Genomic DNA, 20,548 nt, shown 5'->3' on the forward strand with positions numbered 1-20,548 from the left:
AACGACTCATGACTGCACCAGACATCAGGGCCGAGTTCGCCGACCGCGTAGCGGTCGTGACCGGCGGCGGATCCGGGATCGGCCGGGCGATCGCGACCCGATGGGCCGCCGCCGGCGGCACCGTCGCCGTGCTCGGTCGACGCGAGGAGGCGTTGGCCGAGACGGTCGCGCTGGCCGAACGGGCCGGCGGCACGGGCATCGCGGTGTCCTGCGATGTCCGTGACCCCTCTGCGGTCGACACCGCGATCGACTCGGTGGTCGAGCGGACCGGACGCCTCGACGCACTGGTCAACAACGCCGCCGGGAACTTCGTCGTGCCCGGCGAGAACCTCTCCCCGAACGGCTGGAAGGCCGTCATCGACATCGTGCTCAACGGCACCTTCTACTGCACCAGGGCGGCGTCACGGCACATGCTCGCGGCCGGGTCCGGCTCGATCCTCAATGTGATCGCCACCTACGCGTGGCACGGCCATCCCGGCACCGTGCACAGCGCGGCCGCCAAGGCGGGTGTGGTCGCGATGACCCGCACCCTCGCGGTGGAGTGGGCCGCGCGCGGAGTGCGACTGAACTGCATCGCACCGGGGCCCACCGAGACGGAGGGCGCAGGCGCCGCGCTGTGGCCGACCGCCCAGGCGCGTACCCAGGTGCTCTCGAGCGTGCCCGCAGGCCGCTTCACCACGCCGGAGGAGGTCTCCGAGTCGGCGGCCTACCTGCTCTCCGACCGCGCCTCCTACGTCACCGGTGACGTCCACGTCGTCGACGGCGGCCAGTGGCTGGGCAAGGCAATCTACACCGATCCGACCAAGGGGGCATGACCATGAACAACACAGTCCGCACCGGCGGCCAGGCGCTCGTCGACGCCCTGTCCGCGCACGAGGTCACGGCAGTCTTCGGCATCCCGGGGACGCACAACCTCCCGATCTACGCGGCGCTTGCCGATTCCGGCATCACGCATGTCTCCCCGCGTCACGAGCAGGGCGGGGGCTACGCGGCCGACGGTTTCGCCCGCGTCAGCGGCAGGCCCGGGGTGTGCATCACCACCACCGGACCCGCCATTCTCAACGCGGCGGCCGCTGCGGCACAGGCCTATTCGGATTCGGTGCCGGTCCTCTTCATCGCTCCGGGGCTGCCGCTCGCACATCCGAGCAACGGCAACGGATACCTCCACGAGGTCAAGAGTCAGTTCCGCGCGATGGACTCCGTCGTCGGCCACGCCCAGCGCGTCACCAGTGTCGCGGAGATCCCGCTCGCGGTGGCGCAGTGCTTTGCCGCGATGACCTCGGGAAGGCCGCGCCCGGCCTACCTCGAGATCCCGCTCGACCTGCTCGACGCCTCGGACGAGGTGAGCCCGGTCGCGCCCATCTCCCGGTCGGTGTCGATTCCCGACTCCGCTGCCCTCGGCGCCGCGCACGAGTTGCTCTCGGGCGCCCGGAGCCCGCTGTTGATCGCGGGTGGCGGAGCCGCCGGCGCAGCGGCGGAACTGCGCGAACTGGCCGAGGCCCTCGGCGCCCCGGTCGTCACGAGCGCCAACGGCAAGGGAGTGCTGTCGGAGGACCATCCGCTCTCGCTCGGCGCCGGCCTCCAACATCCCTCCGTCGCCGGGGTGGTCGCCGACAGCGATGTGGTGATCGCGGTGGGAACCGAACTCGCCCCATCGGATTGGTGGTGGGGTCCGATCGCAGCTGACACGACCCTCATCCGGATCGACATCGACCCGACCTCCATCTCGACCAACGCCCGCCCCGCGGTCGCGCTCGTCGGTGACGCCGCGGAGACCCTCGCCAGCCTCCTCCAGGCCCTGCCAGGGCCGAAGGCCGACGGGAGCGCCCGCGCACAGCATTGGCGGGACCGGATCCGCGACGATGCCCGCCGGGAAGGCGCTCGTTACGTGCGCCTGTGCGAGGTGCTCGACGACGTCCTCGACGACAGCGCCGTACTGGCCGCGGACAGCGCGATGGCCTGCTACTACGGCGCGCTGTCGAACCTCCCCCTGCACCGCCCCCGGTCGTTCCTGTACCCCACCGGGCTGGGCACGCTGGGATACGGACTGCCCGCCGCCATCGGGGCGAAGGTCGCGGCGCCGGACCGCCAGGTCGTGGCGATGCTCGGCGACGGCGGTGTCATGTTCACGATCGCCGAATTGGCGGCCGCTGCCGAGGCGAAGCTGGCGATCCCCGTCGTCATCGTCGACAACGGCGGCTACGGCGAGATCCGCAACGAGATGGCGGACCGCAACGAGGCGGTGCACGCCGTCGACCTCGGCGCTCCCGACTTCCCGGCGCTCGCCCGAGCCCTCGGCTGCCACGGAGTGGCGCTCGAATCCACCGACCAGGTAGGCGCGGCGGTGGCCGCTGCCCTGGCCGCCGACCGGCCGACCCTGATCCATGTGCGCGAGGAAGAGGTGCCGCTGTGACGAACTGGATGCGCAATACCGTCCTGATCGACGGCACCTGGCAGGAGCGTGCGAGCACCTCTGCGGTGTACAACCCCGCTACCGAGGAGGTCGTCGGCAGCGCGGCGTCCGCATCGGTCGAGGACGTCGATGCCGCGGTGCGATCCGCGCGACGGGCCGGCATCGACTGGGGCCGAACGGATCACGCGACCCGCGCGGACATGCTGGACGAAGTGCATGCCCGGCTGCTCGCCGACCGCCGCCTGCTCGTCGACGCCATCGTCGCCGAGGTGGGCGCCCCGGTGGCGGTGGCCGAGGAAGCGCACGTCGACCTGGCAATCGAGCTCATCGCCTCGTTCGCGCGGATCGCCCGCGACGAACCGATGCACACCACCATCGGCAATTCGACGGTGCTGCGCCGGCCAGCGGGCGTGGTCGGCTGCATCACCCCGTGGAACTACCCGCTCTACCAGCTCGCGGCGAAGGTCGGCGCGGCGCTGGCAGCCGGATGCACCACTGTGGTCAAGCCCGCCGAACTGACCCCACTGTCGACCTACCTGTTCTGCGACGCATTGCTCGCAGCGGGCCTGCCGCCCGGCGTGGTCAACCTCGTGCCCGGGCAGGGTTCGGTGGTCGGCTCGGCCCTCGTCGCGCACCCGGGCGTCGACGTCGTCTCCTTCACCGGATCCACCACGGTCGGCCGCGAGGTCGGGCGGGTGTCGGGCGAACAGCTCAAGCGCGCGTGCCTGGAACTCGGTGGCAAGTCGGCCAGCGTCGTCCTCGACGACGCCGATCTCACCGCCGCCGTCACCGGCTCAGTGGAGGCGGCAATGCTCAACAGCGGGCAGACCTGCAGCGCATGGACCAGGCTGCTGGTTCCGCGCACGCGGTACACCGAGGCCGTCGAGCTCGCGGCCGCGCACGCCGATGCGATGGTCGTCGGCGACCCGCTCGACCCGGCAACCACGCTCGGTCCGGTGATCTCCGGCCGGCAGCGCGTGTCGATCGCCGCGGCTGTCGACGGTGCGGTGGCACGGGGCGCGCGGCTGGCGGCGGGTGGCACCGACGCCATCGCCGAACGCGGGCATTTCCTGAGGCCCACCGTCCTGGCGGACGTAGACCGGCACGACCCGGTCGCACGAGACGAGATCTTCGGCCCGGTCCTGGTCGTGCTCCCGCACGACGGGGACGAGGACGCGATCGCGGCCGCGAACGACAGCGAGTACGGCCTCGCGGGCGCCGTCTGGTCTGCCGACCGAGAACGCGCCCTGTCGGTCGCGGGTCGCATGGACACGGGCCAGGTCGACGTCAACGGCGCGGCCTTCAACCCACTCGCACCCTTCGGCGGGTGGAAGAACTCGGGGCTGGGCCGCGAGCTCGGCCGCGTCGGCATCGAGGAGTTCACCGAGATGACCTCAGTCCAAATGTGATCGGGCCGACCCGATTTCCCTCCCCTAACCCCCGGTACCCATACCCAGAAAGGCCCACCATGACCGGCACCCAGTTCGAAGCCTGGCCGCTCACCACCGAGCAGCGCGAGATCGTCAAGCTCTGCCGTGACTTCGCTGAGAAGGAGATCCGCCCGCGCGGCCGTGAGGTCGACGAAGCCGACGTGGTCACGCCCGTCGACATCTTCGCCAAGGCCGCCCAGGTCGGCATCACCGACTTCATGATCGCCGAGGAGTTCGGCGGCGGCGGCATGACCGATGTGTTCACCCAGTGCCTGGTGCAGGAGGAGCTCTGCTGGGGCGACCCGGGCATCGGAAACCTGGTGTGCTCCAACGGCTTCTTCTCCGACCCGCTGATGGCCCTCGGCACCCCCGAGCAGAAGGAGAAGTGGCTGCGGCCGCTCACCGGCACCGCTCCCCTGATGACCGCGCTCGCGACCACCGAACCCGGCTCCGGCTCGGACGCCGCGTCGATCATCACCACCGCCACCCGCGTGGACGGCGGCTACCGGATCAACGGTCAGAAGGCATGGATCTCCAATGCCGGCGCCGCAGACCAGTACGTGGTGTTCGCCAAGACCGATCGCAACGAACGTTCCAAAGGCGTCACCGCGTTCATGCTGACCAAGGACACACCCGGCCTCACCTGGGGTGAGCCGATGAAGAAGATGGGACAGCGTGCGATCGTCTGCCGCGAGCTGTTCTTCGACGACGTGTTCGTCCCCGAGGAGAACCGGCTCGGCGACGAGGGACAGGGCTTCTACGGCCTGATGGAGACCTTCGACATCTCGCGGATCGTGCTCGGTGCGGCCGCCGTGGGAGCGGCGCGGGCCGCCTACGAGTACGCGCTCGACTACGCCCGTACCCGCAAGCAGTTCGGCAAGCCGATCATCGAGCACCAGGCCGTGGCGTTCCGCCTGGCGGACATGGCAACCCGGATCGAGGCGTCCCGGCTGCTGGTCCACCACGCCGCGCGGTCGATCGACGCGGGCGTGAACACGACCGGGCTGGCCGCCATGGCCAAGTTGACGGCCTCCGAGACCGCGATGTTCGTGACCCACGCCGCCGTCCAGACCCTCGGCGGCTGGGGCTACTCGCGCGAGTACCCGGTGGAGCAGTGGATGCGCGACGTCAAGCTGGAGGAGATCGAGGAGGGCACCTCGGACATCATGCGGCTGGTCATCTCCCGGAACCTCTGATGACCCGAGGCCCAGGCACCGGCGGGCCGGCGCGTTCCGGCGAGCGACACTTCGCCGGTGCCTGGGCGGGCGGGATCGCGTCCGCGGCCGCCTACGGGGTGACCCCGGTGGCGGCGGTGCTCGCGTACGGCGACGGGGTGTCCCCGTCGGTGATGGTGACGCTGCGCAGCCTGTGCGGCGGCGCGCTCATCCTGCTGGTTGCCGGTCTCACCGGCCGACTTCGGGGGCTTCCGCTCCCCGCGACCCTCGGCTTGACACTGCTGTGCGGACCGATCTTCGGTCTGCAGATTCTCGCGTACTTCGCCGCGGTCCGGTCCACGGGCGCCCAGGTGGCGGTCGTGCTGGTGCACATCTACCCCGTGTTGGTCCTGCTCCTGGTCTGGCTGATTCACCGCCGGCGTATCGGCGCACCGGTCCTCGCCCTGTGTGCCGCGATGACGGTTGGGATCGCCCTCGTCGCCGGATCAGGTGCGAGCGCAGTCACCGCAACCGGCGCGATGATGTCCATGCTCAGCGCCGCCGGCTACGCGGTGTACCTCGTGCTCGGAGAGGGTTGGGTGCGCCAGGTCGGCGCCGTCACGGCCGCCGGGCTGGTGACGGTCGGCACCACCGTGACGATCGGCGTCGGCGCGATCGCCACCGATCAGGACTTCGGGCTCACCGCGGACGGCTGGCGATCGGTCATCCTGCAGGGGTTCTTCCTCGTTCCGGTCGGTCTCGGCGGCGCCTTCTATGCGGTGCGGCGGCTCGGATCCGTCCCCATGAGTCTGATCGGACTCCTCGAACCTGTGGTCGGGGTGTTGGTCGCCGCGATCGTGCTCTCCGAACGGCTCGGCCCAGCTCAATGGCTCGGCGTGGCCGTGATCCTCACCTCCTGTTCGCTCCTGCCATTTGCCACCCGCAGGAGGCGGACGGCCGATCAGCCCGCCCCGACACCGAACCGGAACACAGCGACCCCGACGGCCGTGGATTCCTGAGCGGACCGGTCCCGACATGGGACACTGCAGGGGTGAGACGACGCGGCGGTCAGGCCAAACACTCGACCCGATCACGGGTGCCACGCGCGGCGGCCCTCGTCACGCTTGGCCTGCTCTGGCCGGTACCCGTCGCCGCGGCACAGGCACCGCCGAGCCAGCCCGCCGCCTGCGTACCGTTCGGGACCGCGCAGCTGCCACCGGGAGTCCCGTCCGGCGGTGGCAGGCTCGGATTGACGAACCTGCCGGTGTTCACCGGACAGTCCGCCCCTGCCAGCGTCGAACTACGCACGCCGACCACGCAGTTCAACCGGTTCTCCGATTTCGCACTGGTCGGGCACGACCTGCTCACCCGTCCCCGAACGGCAGGCGGCGCCAACACCGAACCGTGGCGCTACGTCCCGATGCCCGAGTGCCTGCGGGGCCGCCTGATCGGGATCTCCGTGGACGACGACGAGTTGGCCGCCGTCGACGACAACGGCTGGATCTACACGATGGACAACGCCTCGCAGGACCCGATCCTCTGGAACTGGACGTCCGCGTGGGGCTCGCCGCTGTGGTTCGCTCCGGGACAACAACTTCCGGGCGAGAACGGGAACGGCTGGGCGCTGAGCGTCTCCTCCCCGTGGGACAACCAGACCTTCACGGACATCGCGGGGCGAATCCACTACGTGGGGCTGGGGAAGATGACGATGCTGCCCGCACTGACCGGCGACGGCAGCCGCATCACCTTCGCGGACCCGTGGCTGCCGAACGACGACAGCTACGAGATCGGCGGGCCGGTCGGAGGCCGGTTCCAGTCGATCTCGCTGTCCGCGGCCGGGTCGACGACCTTCGTGATGAACCGGTACGGCGACATGTACACCCGCAGTTTCGATTTCGACTCGTCGGGCTCGGACTCGGTCTTCTTCCGGTACAGCTGGGACAGCCAGGTCGGTAAGCCAACCGCCCCCAACATCTTCGCCGAGCTGCTCGATCGCAGCACCGCCGCCATCCAACTGCCCGCGCCCGACTGGGTCCATCAGCCCAAGGTCCCCGGCGAGATCACCTCGGCGATCAGCGTCAACTCGACCGGACCGGGCCCGGGCCAGCGCGAACTGCGGGTCGAGGGCCGCCGCGACGGCGCCACCGGGTTCTGGCACAAGGCCCCGACCGCGCCCGAATGGGAATTCACCCGCACTGACGCGGCGCGCCTTGGCGTCCCTGTGGACAACCCGTCGGCGGACCGGTCGAAGGACACCCTGGCCCCGCCCGCACCCTGGCACCTGTCCGGGAACCTGCCCGCGCGCGACGGCAGCATCGACGGGCAGACCCTGATCGACATCGGCCTCCCGTACTCGGTGGTCGACCCACGGCTGCTCGACGCGGTCGGATCGCACGCCGCGCCATCGGGTTACCGCATCTCGGTGTCGCACTTCGACCCGGCGGCCACCAGCAGGGCGGCGACGGTGACCGCGCCCGACGGCGCCGAGATCCCGGTGATCCTGCACACCGCGGACGGACTGCGCCTCGGCCCCCGCGCCCCCGGGCTCGACGGGGAGCCGCGCCATCTCGTCGGCGCCGTCGAGGTCCCCCGCGAGGCCTTCGACACGCGCGGCGACGATCCCGCGCTCGACAGCTTCGTCAGGGACTGGATGCGGGGCAAGCAGATCGCCGCCATCACCCTCAGTGCCACCGACCACGATCTGGTGGTGAGGTAGCCCCGTCAATCCATCGAATGACAACCGAGGGAAATCAGGTGCCGCGATGCACAAGTCCACCGTTCGATCCATCGCACTGACCGCGGGCGCCATCGCGGCCCTCGCGGCATGCGCGGACCCGATCTCCGGAGTCGCGCAGGATGATCCGCCGTCGCAGGAACAGGTCGCCGCGTTGTTCGACACCTGGAACGAGACCCTGGCGACCGGCGACCCCGAGGCCGTCGCGGACCTGTACGCCCCGGACGCAGTGCTCCTCCCGACGGTGTCCAATACGGTGCGCACCGACCGCGCGGGCATCGTCGACTACTTCACCGGCTTCCTGCCCAGCAAGCCGAGCGCGGTGATCGAGCAGTCGGTCGTCAACGTGCTCGACGCGGACAACGCGATCGACACCGGTGTCTACCGATTCACCATGAACAAGCCCGAGGGCACGGAGATCGTCGATGCCCGCTACACGTTCGTATACGAGAAGAGGGACGGCGAATGGCTGATCGTGAACCACCACTCCTCCGAGATGCCGGAATCATGAACCGCCCGAACACGCCCCACACCCGTCTCGCCGCGCTCTGTGGCGTGCTGACGGTGGGCGGGGTGCTCGCGCTGACCGGCTGCGGCGACGGCGGCGACGGCCTCGCGACCACCTCGGGGTCGGTCACCGCGGCGCCGGTGGACTCCCCCACCTCCGAGTCGGGCGCCACGCTCAGGTCGACCACCCCGAACACTGCCTGGAGCACCGACTCCCAGCGGGCCGACGCGTCCGCCGACGCGCACCTGACGGTCACCGGTCTGCGCGTCGGCGGCCAGGACGGCTACGACCGCGTGGTCTACGAACTGGGCGGTACCGGCGTTCCCGGCTGGTCGGTCCGCTACGCCGACCTCGCCGTGCAGGAGGGCAGCGGGGAGGTGATCCCGATGGCAGGCAACGCGATCCTCGAGGTCCTCATCACCGGCAGCGGCTACCCGTTCGACACGGGCGTCGCCGAGTACGACGGACCGAACCCGTTGCCGGGCGAGGGTTCCGAATTGGTCACCGAGACCCGGATCTCCGGGGTGTTCGAGGGGACCACCCAGTCGTTCATCGGTCTCGAGTCCGGCGGGCATCCGTTCACGGTCTCAACCCTGAGCGACCCGACCCGGCTGGTCGTCGACATCGAGCACTGATGTCGACGACCAGCCCGGCGGCACAGGCGATCACACCCCGGCGATCGCCTCCAGCGGCTTGGTGCGCGCGGCCCGCGCGGCGGGCCACAGTGCGGCCAGCACGCCTACCACCGCGGAGCCGAGCAGCATGGCGACCACCTGCCCCCACGGCACCGCGATCACGTCGAGGCCCTCATCCGCCAGCGTGCTGACGAAGCCCCAGCCGAACGCGACTCCGAGCAGCACACCGACCGCCGCACCGAAGACCGCGATGAGCACCGACTCGAGGTAGATGGTGCGGCGGACCTGCGGCCGTTGCATGCCGACGGCCCTGAGCATTCCGATCTCGCGGCGCCGCTCCACCACCGACAAAGCGAGGGTGTTGATGATGCCGAGGATCGCGATGACGATGGCCAACGCGAGCAGCCCGTAGAGCACCGCCAGCAGGGTGTCGATCTGCTTGCCCTGACTGCCCTTGAACTCCTCCCGGTCCTTGACCTGCACGACCAGGAACTTGTCTGTCGCCGCCGCCAGATCGCCGCGCATCGCCGCCAGGTCGGCGCCGGGCTGGGCCTCGATCAGCACCGCCCAGACCGCCCTGACCGCCGCCGGGGTCACCTGCTCGTACACCGATTCGGGCACCATCCATTTGCCGAGGAGCTGGGAGTCGGCGTAGATGCCGGTGACATTGGTGGTCACCTGCTCGCCGTCGCGGTCGGTCAGGACGACCGGCGTACCGATCCGCCATCCCTTTTCTGTGGCGGTCGTCCGGGAGACCAGCATGTTGGTGCCTACCAGCTCGGCCGACCCCTCCTCGAGGGTGTAGTCGAGGACACCGTCGAGCTGTCCGCTGAGGGCCGTGCCGAACTGTTCCTCGTCGTCGATCTTGACCGCAACGCCGTGCAGTTCGACCGCATCCGCCACACCTGGCACCTCCTCGACCGCGGCCGCCGCGCCGAGGGGAACACCCATCGAATCCGGGCCCGCGAGGATGTAGTCGGCGCGAACACCGTTGTCCACCAGGGAGTTCACGCTCTCCTTCGCGGAAGCCCCGAACACCCCGATCACCGACACCAGCATCAGCCCGAGGGTCAACGCGAACGCGGTCGCCGCGGTGCGCCGGGGGTTGCGCACGGCATTGGTGCGGGCCAGCCGGCCCACCGGACCGAACGGCTTGGCGAACACCGCGCCGAGCGCACCCACCACCGGGCGCGAGAGCGCGGGCGCCGCGAGCAGGACCGCGACGATCAACGCGGCCGCACCGAGGCCGACCGTCGTGGCCGCCCCGCCGCCGGTGCCGCGCGAGCCGACCAGCAGCAGTGCGCCGCCGACCACGGCGGCGATCGCGCCGACCAGCGTCCGCACCCGCAGCGAGTCACCGGTGGAGGAGAACTCCTCCCGCATCGCCGCCACCGGCGGCACCTTGGCCGCCCGGCGCGCGGGCGCGTAGGCACTGACCACCGTGACGAGCACGCCGACGAGGAGCGCGACGATGACGGTGCGCGGCTCCAGCTGCAACGGCCCGGACGGCAACCCGACATCGAAGCCGTTGAGCATCGCGCGCAGCCCGTAGGCGAGGCCGACGCCCGCGGCGATGCCGAGCGCGCTGCCGAGCAGGCCGACGATGAGCGCCTCGAGCACCACCGAACGCCCCACCTGCTTGCGGCTGGCGCCGATCGCCCGCAGCAGCGCGAGCTCGCGCAGCCGCTGGGCCACGATCATCGAGAAGGTGTTGTAGATGATGAACGTCCCGACCAACAGCGCGATCGCGCCGAACGCGAGCAGGAAGTAGTTCATGAAGCTGAGCGCCGAGTTCACCTCCGCCTTCACGTCCTCGCGGACCTGATCGCCGGTGTCCACCTTGAGGTCTGGGAGGGCGGCCGCGACCCGGTCGCGCAGCTCGGACTGCGAGACCCCGGTGCCCGCGACGTCGACGTAGTCCACGTGGCTGCCATCGGTGAAGAGCTCGCGCGCCTGCGCGCCGTCGAACTGCGCGCCGACGAATCCGCCGGAGTCGGACGGTGTTTGGTAGATCCCACTGACGGTGACGTCGATGACGCCGCTCGTGGGCACCAGCACCTGGGTGCGGTCCCCCACCGCGAGACCGGCCTTGCGTGCCGCGCCCTCGTTGAGCGCGATCTGGCCAGGAGCGGCGGGCGGCGCCCCCGCGACCATCACGTCGGGATCGCCGAGCGCCTGCTCCGGCGGGGTGTACGACAGCCCGATGCTGGGGGCGCCACCGGACTGCAGCGGCTTCTTGTCGGCGCCGAGCAGCACGATCGGGCCGTCGACGGCAGGCACGACCGCGCGCACCCCGTCGACCGCCTCGAGCTTCGGGAGCTCGCTCAGCGGCACCCCGCTCGACCCCTTCTCCAGCCCGCTGACCCGGACGTCGACGCCCTTCGCCGCGTCCGCGAACAGCCCGTCGAAGGTCTTCTGCAGCGTGTCGGTGAACACGAACGACCCGGCCACGAAGGCGGTGCCGAGGACGACGGAGAGCACGGTCAGCGCGAGCCGGACCTTGTGCGCCGCGAGGTTTCGCAGCGAAACCTTGCGCATGGGTGAGGACATGTCTCAGCCCTGTCCGTCGACGGAGACGGTGTCGACGGTGTCGAGCCGCTTCATCCGGTCCAGGACGGTCTCGGCGGTCGGGTCACGCAACTCGTCGACGATGTGGCCGTCGGCGAGGAACACCACCCGGTCCGCGTAGCTCGCGGCCCGCGGATCGTGGGTGACGATGACGACGGTCTGGCCGAACTCGTCGACCGCGGCCCGCAGGATGGCGAGCACCTCGCCGGAGGAGCGCGAGTCCAGGTTTCCGGTGGGCTCGTCGCCGAAGATGATCTCCGGCTGACCGGCCAGCGCCCGCGCGCAGGCGACGCGCTGCTGCTGCCCGCCGGACAGCTCGCTCGGCCGATGGTCGAGCCGGTCCTTGAGCCCGAGCCGGGTGAGCACGTTGTCGAGCCAGGACGGGTCGGCCTTGCGGCCCGCGATGTCGAGCGGGAGGGTGATGTTCTCCAGCGCCGTGAGCGTCGGAACCAGGTTGAACGCCTGGAAGACGAACCCGATCCGGTCGCGCCGCAGCTGCGTCATCTGCTTGTCAGACAGGGTCGTCAGCTCGGTCTCCCCGATCATGACCGATCCCGAGGTGGCGGAGTCCAGCCCGGCCAGGCAGTGCATCAGCGTCGACTTACCGGACCCCGAGGGCCCCATGATCGCGGTGAACTCCCCGCGCGCGAAGTCGGCCGACACCCCGTCCAGCGCGCGGACCTGGGTGTCCCCGGAGCCGTACGTCTTGTTCAGGTTCTGCGCGCGAGCGGCGACGGGGGTGGGGGCCGGCGTTTCGGTTGACACCGCGACGGCGCCGAGGGCATGCGAGCTCATGACTGCCTTTCGTCCTGGGGCTGGGCTGACACTGCGACCGCATCAGTCTTGTCGGAGCCGATATGCGAGCGCCATCAGGGACCACCCTGATCTTTTGCTCGGGGTGCGGCGGGATGCGGCGGGATGCGTGAAGTCAGCTGCCGAGGCTCCCTGTCGTGACTGCCGGGGGCACCGGGGGCACCAGGGGCCGAGGCCCGTTCTCTTCGGTGGCGCCGGCCGGACCCACCGTGACTTCCGACAGCTCCTGACAGGTCTTGGACTTCCAGCTGTTCGTGTAGTTTCCCTGCCCCTCATCGGTGCTGGGGATTCCGAACAGCATCTTGGAGTATTTGGCATCCGCGCACACGGTATTCGGGTTGTTCCAGTCGTAGTACTCCGTCCAGGAGATGAAGGAGTTCTTCTCCAGTGTGGCGGTTCCCGCGAGTGTGATCGTTCCCAGAACCGTCGATGCGCCGGTCGTGCGGTCGTTGACAGTGAATGTCCAGCCCGTGCCGCTCGGGTCACGGGCAACCGTCAGCTCGTACACATGCCCGAGCTGCGGGCGCGCATCCCACCGACAGGTCTTGCCGGTACCGTCCTCGGCGAAGGGTTTGCAGTATGTTCCCGTCGATCCGGCGGTACCGGAAACCCCATTCCACACCGAGGCCAGGAACATTCCGCCGCCGTCGCGATGGGTCTGGAAGCCGAAGTAGCCGGACGCGTCCACTCCGGCGAACTTGAACTGAGTAGACCAGTAGGCGTTGTAGTCACCCGGATCGACTTGCAGCGTCATCGGGATCGTGAACGATGTCGGGTTCGCCGGCGCGGACCAGGCTGCATAGTTTCCTGGAGTCTTCCCCCATTCGGCGTGGGCGATCCCGGGAATCAGCACAGCGACTGAAGCAGCGGCTACAGCGGAGAAGGCGAGCCTTCCGGCCTTGGCGAACATGCAAATCTCCTACGTGAGGTGGGTGATGCCGTGATTGACGACCGTGAGGTCATCCAGTTTCTACAGGGCTTTCGCGGGAGATCCGTCCATCTGATCCGAAAACAGGTATGTCCTGGGCCATCCTGCCCGTACTGATCTTCGCTACCTCGACGAAGCACGAGGCAGGTTCTCGAAGTCGTCTGTCCGACCCAGGCCCTACCCTGGTAACCATGCGCATCGGAGCACACGTACGCGAGGACGACGATCCCATCGGGGCAGGTGAGCGGCTCGGCGCGGAGGTGGTGCAGCTGTTCCTCACCGATCCGCAGAAGTGGAACAAGCTGACCCCTCACCCGAGGGCCGAGCAGATCCGCGACAGCGCGATCGACGTCGTGGTCCACTCGTCGTACGTCATCAACGTGGCGAGCCTGAACAACCGGATCCGGATCCCCTCCCGCAAGTCGGTGGCCGAGCAGGCGAAGGCCGCGGCTGACCTCGGCGCGATCGGCCTGGTGGTGCACGGCGGGCACGTCCGCGACGGCGAGGACCCCGCCGCGGGGTTCGACAACTGGCGCAAGCTGTTCGAGCGGCAGGCCGACAAGGGCGGCTTCGAGGTGCCGATCCTGATCGAGAACACCGCGGGCGGGGAATCGTCGATGGCCCGGCGGTTCGACGACATCGCGCGGTTGTGGGACCAGGTCGGCGAGTTCGGCGCCGGCTTCTGCCTCGACACCTGCCACGCCTGGGCCGGTGGCGAGGAACTGGTCGGCGTGGTGGAGCGGATCAAGGCGATCACCGGGCGCATCGACCTGGTGCACCTGAACAATTCCCGCGACGAGTTCAACTCCGCGCGGGACCGGCACGCGAACCTGACCGACGGCACCATCGACCCGGAGGTGCTGGCGGCCGTCGTGCTCGCCGCGCAGGCCCCGGTCATCCTGGAGACCCCGGCGGACGGCGTTGCCGACGACCTCGCCTACCTGCGCGAGGCCGTCGGCAACGCCTGAGCCGGTATCGCCTACAGCGCCTCGGCGATCCGCTTGATCTCGTCGAGCCGCGCATCCCAGTGCGCGCCGATCGCCTCGAGCCTGCGCCCGACCGCGCTGAGGGTGGCGCCGATCGCGCGGTATCGCACCTCCCGGCCCGCCGGGACACGTTCGACGAGACCCGCGGCCTCCAGGGCCGCCAGGTGCTTGGCGATCGCCTGCCTGCTGACGGGCAGGCGATCGGCGAGCGCGGACGCCGACAGGTCCGCCTCGCCGAGCAGCACGAGGATGTCCCAGCGGGTGTCGTCGGCGAGCGCGGCGAACACGCGGGTCGGCGCCGGGACGCCTCCGGTCATGCCGCCTTCGCCTCGAGGTAGGCCACGAGCTCGTCCAGTTCGGCGTTCCAGCCCTGCCGGTTGCCCTCGAGCGCGTCGCGGCGCTCGGACTCCACGTCGCTGACCCGGTCGAATCCGGTCTCGACGACGGTGAGCTCGGTCGATCCGCCGAGCTCGCGGAGCGTGAATCGCACGTCCGTGCCGCGGGCCAGGTCGGGTTCGCCGAGGTGGCCCCAGCGATACCCGAAGCGGTCGGGCTCGTCGACCTCGATGATCTCGAGCGGCATGTCGCCGTGCTCGTCCCAGCTGAAGACGCCCCTGGCCCCGACGGTGAGCGAGTCGATGACCGCGCGCTGGCCGAACCATTTCGCGATGTGCTCCGGATCGGTCAGCGCCTGCCACACCCGATCGCGCGTCGCGTTGATGACCACGGTGCGGCTGACGGTGTAGCGCCCCTCGTCCACGGTTGCCTGACCTGTCGACGTCATCTCGATCTCCTCCTGTGGGTTACCCGCGATAGATGCAACTCAATGGTTGCACTATTCCACCGGAGGTGCAACCCTCCGGTTGCATTAAGCAGATGCGTGTCGTCGCCCGTCGCTACCGGGAATTCGGGTCGCCGATTGTTAGGATCGGCAAGTGAACTCGCTGGTCGAGGCCCTCAGCTCCGATACCGCACCCTGGTGGGCGGTGCCGCTGTCGATGATCCTCGGGATCCTGCTCGGCGTGTTCGCCGTCCGGCGCGGCAGATCGGCATCGACACCGGAACCGGTCCGCACCACCACGTCCGACCCGCAGGCCCGCTCCACCTACGTGCGCTTCCTCGCCGCGGCCGACCGGGCACACAACAGCATCGTCGAGGTCGACCATGCCCTGCTCGCCGAGGCGGACCTCGAGGAGTCGCTCGAGTCCGACGACCCGCAACTGAAGGCCCTGGCCCGGTCCATCGTCGAGATGGACTCGATCGCAAACGAACTCCGGATCTGCGCCCCCGGCCCGGTGGTCGACGCGACCGTCGCCCTCTTCGGATTCGTCACAGACTCCACCATCGACGGCGTCACCGACCAGGACGCGTTCCGGATCCGGTACAACGACAAGAAGTCCGCACTGATCGGTGCGATCCGGGAGTCACTCGGGGAGCAGCCCCTCACACCTGCACGCTGAACGGGTCGGCACCCGGGCCGGTTGACGGCGCCGGGTACCGACCGACCACTACCCCCGCTACTGCGGCCCCTTCCCCGCCGGGTACACCGCGTCCACCTCGACCTCCACCAGCCAGCCCGGCACCGGCAGGCTGCCCACCTCGAGCGCAAACCGAGTGGGGCGCGCCTCGTTCCGCTCGAGCGGCGCGGCCGGCTCCGCGGTACCCATCGCCACCAACTCGGTGTCCCCGGTCTCGAGATTCGTGTTCGCGAAGAACTGGCGATAGGCCCGGTTCCAGCCGGCATAGTCGACGCGGTCGGTGCCCGGCGCATTGTCGAGGAACACCCGCATGGTGGTGACGTCCCCGAGGGTCAGGCCCTGTGCCTCCAGGCCCTCGCGGATCTTCTTGAGCACCCCGATGCCCTGTGCCTCGGTGACGGTCACCCCCGGCGGAAGCACCCCGCCGGGGAATTGCGCGGTGTCGACATAGGACTCCGGGCTACCCTCCGGCGCCGCGTTGTTCATCGCGGACGGCCCGAGCCCGCTCGTCTTGTACACGGCGCTACCGCCGGCGATCGTGACGCCCTGGGCGATCATCGGGTTCGCCTCGCCCGGTTCGAGCACCGACGTCGAGGCCGCCGCCTCAGCGGGCACCGCGGGCTCCTCGGTATCGGAGGAGCAGCCGGCCAGGATGATGATCCCTGCCGCAGCCGCGGCGGTGGCTGCGGTGAATCGCATGCGGTTCTGCATCGTTCGTTTCTCCTTGTGTCGAGGGGAGGTCAGCTGAGGGCGACGCGCTGGTGCAGCGCGGTGACGACGTCGCGGGCCGAGGTGAAGGCGCCGTGCTGCCAGGCGATCGCGTTGGACAGGTGGTCGCCCGCGAAGTAGATCCGTTCCACCGGTTCGAGCAACTTGGTGTACTCGGGGGTGGCGGTGCCGCCGTGCGAGTCCCCCGCCCCCTTCCACCCGACCCAGGCGCCCTCCGAGTACCGGGACCGGCGCCAGCTCCCGGAGAAGGACGAGGTGATGTCGCGGCCGTACTTGTCGCCGTGGATCGCCGTGCCCTCCGCGACGGCCTTGGCCAGACGCTGTCGATGCGTGAGCGATTCGAAGGCGAGATGCCGCTTGCCGGTGTTGTAGTACCCGACCACCACTCCCCGGTCGGAGCCGAAGTGGTCGTACGGGAACATGATCTGAGAGATGTCCTTGTCGGTGTTGCTGGCGCCGCCGTAGATGCGGTCCTCCGTCTCCCACCACCGCCGGGAGTACTCGATGCCGAGCTTCCCCGAGGACACCGGGACGGCCGCCTCGAGCGCGGTCAGCACGTCCGCAGGCAGGTTGTTCGCGAAGCGGCCCACCAGGTTCGGCGGCACCGTGCAGATGCAGTAGTCGGCGGTGATCGAGCGCGCCCTGCCGTCCTGGGTGTACTCGACGGTGACGCCGTCGGGCACGTTCTTCATCGCCGTCACCTCGGCGCCGTACCGGATCCGATCGGTTCCGATGGCCTCCTGGAAGGCGTAGTAGATGCGATCCATGCCGCCGACCGGGGTCATCATCATCGTGGCCTGGTCGTACCCGAACTCGAAACTGAAGTTGCGCCCGATCCCGCCGCGAATCACCTCCGACATCGCGAAGGGCTTGGTCTCGGAGCCGAAGTTCAGCCCCGCCCCCGGCTCGGATTCGTAACCGCGCCGGGAGGATCCGAGGTAGCGACCGTCGCTGGACAGGTCGCCGAAATCACTGAGGAAGGACGCCAGCGCCTCCTTGTCCTGAGGCGAGAGGACGTCGTCGAGCGCCCCCATCGATGCGGCCTTGTTGAGCAGCTCCGACATGTACCCGAAGGTGTCCGCCTTGGCCGCGCGGTACTGGACGGACTGGCCGGAGATCGAGGTGTCGCTCTTGTAGTGCACGACGGTGTTCGCGTTCTGGTTGCCGAATGGCTGAATCTCGACCCCCAGCTCGCGGCAGTAGTCCAGGGTGATGTGGCTCTGCGGGATCCGGGTGGCGCCGAGGTTGTAGAAGTGCCCCTCCGAGAAGGTGCAGGTCTGCGTCTCACCGTTCAGGTCGGTCTCGGTCGTGCCGCCGCGCACCGAGTACACCCGGCCGCCCGGACGGGTCCGCGCCTCGAGCACCGTGACGTCGTAGCCCGCCTTGCGCAGCTCGTAGGCCGAGCACAGGCCCGCCGGCCCACCCCCGAGGATCACGACGGAGTGCGAGCCGGGCGCCTGGCCGATCAGGTCGCCCATCGCCGGGGCCTGGAAGCGGCGGGGCGCGGCCGCGGTCGCCGGGGCAAGACCGAGGGTCGACATCGCCCCGTACGCCAGGCCGACGCCGCCGGTGACACCGAGTCCCTGCATGAATGATCTTCTGGTGACTGCCAATTCGCGCTCCCATTCGTGCTCTCGGCTGGCCGAGGTGGATGTTCGCCGCCAATCCTGTGGTGGCCGTGAGTCGCGACAGCTACGCGAGCGAGAAATTCGCGGTGCGTCGAGTGAGAACGGGCGCGCTCGGTTTCTCACTCGCCGAGCGACCGCGGACTCATGACCGCAACGTTCGCGAAACACGCCCCGGCTACCGTCGCCGGACCGGTGCCTCCCGGGGGCCGGACGGTGTGGAGGTGCGATGACTGCCTTGACTGACGCGATCGCGCGGTCCTTCTCGGCGGTGGAACCCGAGCGGCCCGCGGTCTCACCGCTACGCGCACTCGGACGCCGCAGGCTCTCCGGCGTCGAGGTGCTGGCCCAGGCCGTCGCGACGACCGCCCCCGCGGCCTCGATGGTGCTGCTCCCCGTCACGATGCTGACCCACGAGACCCTGCTCGCGGGGCTGATCACCATCGTGGTCGCCACGGTGGCCGTCTCGCTGATCGCGGCGTGCGTGTCCCAGTTCACCCGCAGGCTGGCCGCCGCAGGCGGGCTCTACAGCTTCGTGTTCCAGGGCTCGGGAACCCGCGCCGCACTCACCACCGGCGTCGCGATGCTGGCGAAATACCTCGGCAGCGGCGCCCTGACGATGTACCACGGCGGTCAGGCGCTGATCGCGTTACTCGCCGAACTCGGCGTCGCGCCACGGGGGCCGTGGGTCGCGGCGATCTATCTCGCGGTGGCCGCCGTCATCCTCGCGGCACTGGTCCGCGGGGTCCGGTTCGCGGCCCTCGCCATCCTCACCGTCGAGGTGTGTTCGCTGATGTTCATCGCCGGGCTCATGGTGCTCTCCGGGCCCACCGATCAGGTCGCGATGGTCGACAACGCGGACAGCACACGCGGTGTGATGTTGGTGGTGCTGACGGCGCTGTTCGCCCTGGCAGGGTTCGAGAGCGCCACCTTCTTCGGGCCGGAGGCGAAGCGACCGTTGGTGACCGTGACCCGCACCGTGCTGCTCACCCCGATGATCTGTGGGGCGCTGTTCATCTTCGCGGCCTGGGCTGCCTGGTCCGGGCGCGCCGACACGGTGGTCAACGCGTACCTGCACGGCACCGGAACCGGGGTGAGTCCGGCGGTGGTGATCATGCTCAACCTCGGGCTGAGCTGTTCGTGGCTGGCGTCGTCGATGGCCTCTTCCAATGCCGCCTCACGGCTGGCCTATTCGATGGGGATCGAACGAGTGTTGCCGGGGGCGTTCGGGGCCGTGCACCGCCGGCTGCGGACACCCTGGGTGGCACTCTCGGTGATCGTCGCGCTGGTGCTGTCCGCGGCGATGGTGTTCGCGGCATTCGACGCGGTGATCGCCGACGTGAAGGTCGGGGTGCGTTGCGCACTGATCGTCGCGTACCTGCTGGTGACGGTCGCATCACTGAGGTTCTTGCGCCGGATCCGCGAGCTGACCCTTCCGGTCGTGTGTGCCGGATGGATCGGCGGCACCGCCGCGGCGGCAACCCTCGGCTACATCGTGGGACTGAACGCGTACGACGGCAGGTACTGGGCAGGCGCCGCGGTCGCGTCCGTGATCCTGGCCGGGACGGCGTGGCAGCGCCACCTGCGCCGGACCCATCCCGGCGCCCTCGCCGCGGTCGGGGTGTTCGACAGCCCCGAGTCGGCGGATGTGCTGCCCGGCTCGGGGGCCCTCGGCACCAACGCGCGTGGCGCCATCGCATTGGTCGGCGCCGACCGTACGGACCGCGGCGGGCGTTGATGGCGGGACTGCGGACCGCCGAGCTCGGTGGGCACGAACCGAAGGCGGTGCAGAAGGCGCTGTCACTGCTGGAAGCGGTGGCCAGCCTCGGGCCCGGCGCGGCGGCGCGGGACATCGCCGCGATGAGCCGAATCCCACCGGCCACCGCCTACCGGCTGCTGAACCTGCTTGTGGCGGAAGGGTTCCTGGTCCGGGTCGAGGACCTGTCGGGGTTCGCCCTCGGTCGGCGCACCCGCGAACTGGCGGGCGCGGGCGCCCCACCCGAACCCGACACAGACCGCGGCGTGGTCCTCGAGGAGCTGCGGTCGCAGGTCCGATTCGGCATCTATCTGGCGTCCTATGCCGACGATCGGGTCCGCCTGGTCGACCGCGACCCCGATCACGAACTGACCGCCGAGTCCGCGATCACCGCACACCTGCACGCGTCGGCCATCGGAAAGCTGCTGCTGGCCCGGCTCCCGGAACACGCCCGGCCACGCCCCCTACGCCGGGTGACGGCGCACACCATCACCGATCCGAGCACGCTCGCCGCCGAACTCCGGCGGGTCCGCGATGCCGACGCGGCGGGCGAGATGGACGAATGCCGGGTCGGCCGAACGGCCGTCGCCGTGCCGGTGCGGACGTCGGACGGCCGGGTGGCCGGGTGCCTCGCGGCGATCGGCAAGACCGGCCGCCTCGAACCCGCCGACCGGGATGTCCGCGATCTGCTGCGCTCGTTCGCCTCTCGACTCTGCCTGCCCGCGTCGGAGCGTCGGTCCCCGGCGGCCCACCCCTGAGACGGTCGGGTGCTGAAATCATCTCTCGCCGGG

At 69.8% G+C, this 20,548-nt stretch carries 19 protein-coding genes; 12 read left to right on the forward strand and 7 right to left on the reverse strand.

From position 1 onward, the window contains the following. Nucleotides 1-8: 8 nt before the first annotated feature. Genes JOE46_RS10320 through JOE46_RS10355 form a run of 8 tightly spaced genes read left to right on the forward strand, consistent with a single transcriptional unit; the run spans nucleotide 9 to nucleotide 8,874 of the window. The gene (locus JOE46_RS10320) at nucleotides 9-815 is read left to right on the forward strand and encodes an SDR family oxidoreductase (RefSeq protein WP_097212438.1); all 807 of its coding nucleotides are present in this window, start codon (nucleotides 9-11) and stop codon (nucleotides 813-815) included. Between the two features lie 2 nt (nucleotides 816-817). Continuing rightward, nucleotides 818-2,413, forward strand: coding sequence for a thiamine pyrophosphate-binding protein (locus JOE46_RS10325; RefSeq protein ID WP_209927158.1), 1,596 nt, complete (start codon nucleotides 818-820; stop codon nucleotides 2,411-2,413). 8 nt (nucleotides 2,414-2,421) lie between these two features. Further along, nucleotides 2,422-3,822 (forward strand): aldehyde dehydrogenase family protein, encoded by a 1,401-nt coding sequence (locus JOE46_RS10330; protein WP_209929052.1) that lies wholly within the window; start codon nucleotides 2,422-2,424, stop codon nucleotides 3,820-3,822. 59 nt (nucleotides 3,823-3,881) lie between these two features. Further along, nucleotides 3,882-5,039 carry an acyl-CoA dehydrogenase family protein gene (locus JOE46_RS10335; RefSeq protein ID WP_209927159.1) on the forward strand — a complete coding sequence of 386 codons (1,158 nt, stop codon included), beginning with the start codon at nucleotides 3,882-3,884 and terminating at the stop codon, nucleotides 5,037-5,039. Beyond that, entirely contained in the window at nucleotides 5,039-6,016 is a 978-nt protein-coding gene (locus JOE46_RS10340; RefSeq protein ID WP_097212441.1) for a DMT family transporter, read from the forward strand. Before JOE46_RS10335 ends, JOE46_RS10340 begins: the two co-directional genes overlap by 1 nt. A 32-nt stretch (nucleotides 6,017-6,048) precedes the next feature. Further along, complete coding sequence (locus JOE46_RS10345; protein ID WP_373560265.1) at nucleotides 6,049-7,713, forward strand: hypothetical protein; 1,665 nt, start codon at nucleotides 6,049-6,051, stop codon at nucleotides 7,711-7,713. Between the two features lie 46 nt (nucleotides 7,714-7,759). Further along, nucleotides 7,760-8,242: an SgcJ/EcaC family oxidoreductase gene (locus tag JOE46_RS10350; RefSeq protein ID WP_097212442.1), complete on the forward strand. Its 483-nt coding sequence runs from the start codon at nucleotides 7,760-7,762 to the stop codon at nucleotides 8,240-8,242. Beyond that, a complete protein-coding gene (locus tag JOE46_RS10355; RefSeq protein WP_097212443.1) occupies nucleotides 8,239-8,874 on the forward strand; it encodes a hypothetical protein in 636 nt (211 codons plus the stop codon). Before JOE46_RS10350 ends, JOE46_RS10355 begins: the two co-directional genes overlap by 4 nt. A gap of 30 nt (nucleotides 8,875-8,904) precedes the next feature. Here the strand turns inward: JOE46_RS10355 and JOE46_RS10360 are convergent, their stop codons facing one another. The 3 genes from JOE46_RS10360 to JOE46_RS10370 all read right to left on the reverse strand — a co-directional run bounded on the left by JOE46_RS10360 (nucleotide 8,905) and on the right by JOE46_RS10370 (nucleotide 13,165). Further along, nucleotides 8,905-11,424, reverse strand: a complete 2,520-nt coding sequence (locus JOE46_RS10360; RefSeq protein ID WP_245221014.1) for an ABC transporter permease — start codon at nucleotides 11,422-11,424, stop codon at nucleotides 8,905-8,907. 3 nt (nucleotides 11,425-11,427) lie between these two features. Beyond that, on the reverse strand, nucleotides 11,428-12,237 hold the full coding sequence (locus JOE46_RS10365) for an ABC transporter ATP-binding protein (protein ID WP_097212445.1): 810 nt from the start codon (nucleotides 12,235-12,237) through the stop codon (nucleotides 11,428-11,430). A gap of 133 nt (nucleotides 12,238-12,370) precedes the next feature. Then, the gene (locus JOE46_RS10370) at nucleotides 12,371-13,165 is read right to left on the reverse strand and encodes a DUF3472 domain-containing protein (RefSeq protein ID WP_209927161.1); all 795 of its coding nucleotides are present in this window, start codon (nucleotides 13,163-13,165) and stop codon (nucleotides 12,371-12,373) included. 209 nt (nucleotides 13,166-13,374) lie between these two features. Here JOE46_RS10370 and JOE46_RS10375 point away from each other — a divergent pair, with 209 nt between their 5' ends. Then, complete coding sequence (locus JOE46_RS10375) at nucleotides 13,375-14,151, forward strand: deoxyribonuclease IV (RefSeq protein ID WP_209927162.1); 777 nt, start codon at nucleotides 13,375-13,377, stop codon at nucleotides 14,149-14,151. Between the two features lie 11 nt (nucleotides 14,152-14,162). On the opposite strand, the gene JOE46_RS10380 is transcribed toward JOE46_RS10375, so the two are convergent. Further along, nucleotides 14,163-14,486, reverse strand: a complete 324-nt coding sequence (locus JOE46_RS10380) for a metalloregulator ArsR/SmtB family transcription factor (protein ID WP_097212448.1) — start codon at nucleotides 14,484-14,486, stop codon at nucleotides 14,163-14,165. Next, a complete protein-coding gene (locus tag JOE46_RS10385) occupies nucleotides 14,483-14,953 on the reverse strand; it encodes an SRPBCC family protein (protein ID WP_097212449.1) in 471 nt (156 codons plus the stop codon). Before JOE46_RS10385 ends, JOE46_RS10380 begins: the two co-directional genes overlap by 4 nt. Nucleotides 14,954-15,104: 151 nt before the next feature. Between JOE46_RS10385 and JOE46_RS10390 the strand changes: the two genes are divergently transcribed. After that, nucleotides 15,105-15,629, forward strand: a complete 525-nt coding sequence (locus tag JOE46_RS10390; protein ID WP_097212450.1) for a hypothetical protein — start codon at nucleotides 15,105-15,107, stop codon at nucleotides 15,627-15,629. Between the two features lie 57 nt (nucleotides 15,630-15,686). On the opposite strand, the gene JOE46_RS10395 is transcribed toward JOE46_RS10390, so the two are convergent. Continuing rightward, entirely contained in the window at nucleotides 15,687-16,358 is a 672-nt protein-coding gene (locus tag JOE46_RS10395; RefSeq protein ID WP_245221015.1) for a Rid family hydrolase, read from the reverse strand. A 29-nt stretch (nucleotides 16,359-16,387) separates the two neighbouring features. Next, nucleotides 16,388-17,965, reverse strand: a complete 1,578-nt coding sequence (locus JOE46_RS10400; RefSeq protein ID WP_209927163.1) for a flavin monoamine oxidase family protein — start codon at nucleotides 17,963-17,965, stop codon at nucleotides 16,388-16,390. Between the two features lie 265 nt (nucleotides 17,966-18,230). Here JOE46_RS10400 and JOE46_RS10405 point away from each other — a divergent pair, with 265 nt between their 5' ends. Next, nucleotides 18,231-19,739, forward strand: coding sequence for an APC family permease (locus tag JOE46_RS10405; protein ID WP_209927164.1), 1,509 nt, complete (start codon nucleotides 18,231-18,233; stop codon nucleotides 19,737-19,739). Continuing rightward, entirely contained in the window at nucleotides 19,739-20,515 is a 777-nt protein-coding gene (locus JOE46_RS10410; protein WP_209927166.1) for an IclR family transcriptional regulator, read from the forward strand. The genes JOE46_RS10405 and JOE46_RS10410 overlap by 1 nt, the downstream gene beginning before the upstream one ends. The last annotated feature ends 33 nt before the right edge of the window (nucleotides 20,516-20,548 follow it).

Source organism: Rhodococcus sp. PvR099, assembly GCF_017833315.1.
Taxonomy (GTDB): Bacteria; Actinomycetota; Actinomycetes; order Mycobacteriales; family Mycobacteriaceae; genus Rhodococcus_G; species Rhodococcus_G oryzae.

Bases quoted from the DNA above. Each gene is read 5' to 3' on its own strand.
- JOE46_RS10375 (WP_209927162.1), top strand. From the start codon at position 13,375: ATGCGCATCGGAGCACACGTACGCGAGGACGACGATCCCATCGGGGCA.
- JOE46_RS10395 (WP_245221015.1), bottom strand. From the start codon at position 16,358: ATGCAGAACCGCATGCGATTCACCGCAGCCACCGCCGCGGCTGCGGCA.
- JOE46_RS10385 (WP_097212449.1), bottom strand. From the start codon at position 14,953: ATGACGTCGACAGGTCAGGCAACCGTGGACGAGGGGCGCTACACCGTC.
- JOE46_RS10350 (WP_097212442.1), top strand. From the start codon at position 7,760: ATGCACAAGTCCACCGTTCGATCCATCGCACTGACCGCGGGCGCCATC.
- JOE46_RS10400 (WP_209927163.1), bottom strand. From the start codon at position 17,965: ATGCAGGGACTCGGTGTCACCGGCGGCGTCGGCCTGGCGTACGGGGCG.
- JOE46_RS10370 (WP_209927161.1), bottom strand. From the start codon at position 13,165: ATGTTCGCCAAGGCCGGAAGGCTCGCCTTCTCCGCTGTAGCCGCTGCT.
- JOE46_RS10330 (WP_209929052.1), top strand. From the start codon at position 2,422: ATGCGCAATACCGTCCTGATCGACGGCACCTGGCAGGAGCGTGCGAGC.
- JOE46_RS10340 (WP_097212441.1), top strand. From the start codon at position 5,039: ATGACCCGAGGCCCAGGCACCGGCGGGCCGGCGCGTTCCGGCGAGCGA.
- JOE46_RS10320 (WP_097212438.1), top strand. From the start codon at position 9: ATGACTGCACCAGACATCAGGGCCGAGTTCGCCGACCGCGTAGCGGTC.
- JOE46_RS10335 (WP_209927159.1), top strand. From the start codon at position 3,882: ATGACCGGCACCCAGTTCGAAGCCTGGCCGCTCACCACCGAGCAGCGC.
- JOE46_RS10365 (WP_097212445.1), bottom strand. From the start codon at position 12,237: ATGAGCTCGCATGCCCTCGGCGCCGTCGCGGTGTCAACCGAAACGCCG.
- JOE46_RS10325 (WP_209927158.1), top strand. From the start codon at position 818: ATGAACAACACAGTCCGCACCGGCGGCCAGGCGCTCGTCGACGCCCTG.
- JOE46_RS10405 (WP_209927164.1), top strand. From the start codon at position 18,231: ATGACTGCCTTGACTGACGCGATCGCGCGGTCCTTCTCGGCGGTGGAA.
- JOE46_RS10410 (WP_209927166.1), top strand. From the start codon at position 19,739: ATGGCGGGACTGCGGACCGCCGAGCTCGGTGGGCACGAACCGAAGGCG.
- JOE46_RS10380 (WP_097212448.1), bottom strand. From the start codon at position 14,486: ATGACCGGAGGCGTCCCGGCGCCGACCCGCGTGTTCGCCGCGCTCGCC.
- JOE46_RS10360 (WP_245221014.1), bottom strand. From the start codon at position 11,424: ATGTCCTCACCCATGCGCAAGGTTTCGCTGCGAAACCTCGCGGCGCAC.
- JOE46_RS10355 (WP_097212443.1), top strand. From the start codon at position 8,239: ATGAACCGCCCGAACACGCCCCACACCCGTCTCGCCGCGCTCTGTGGC.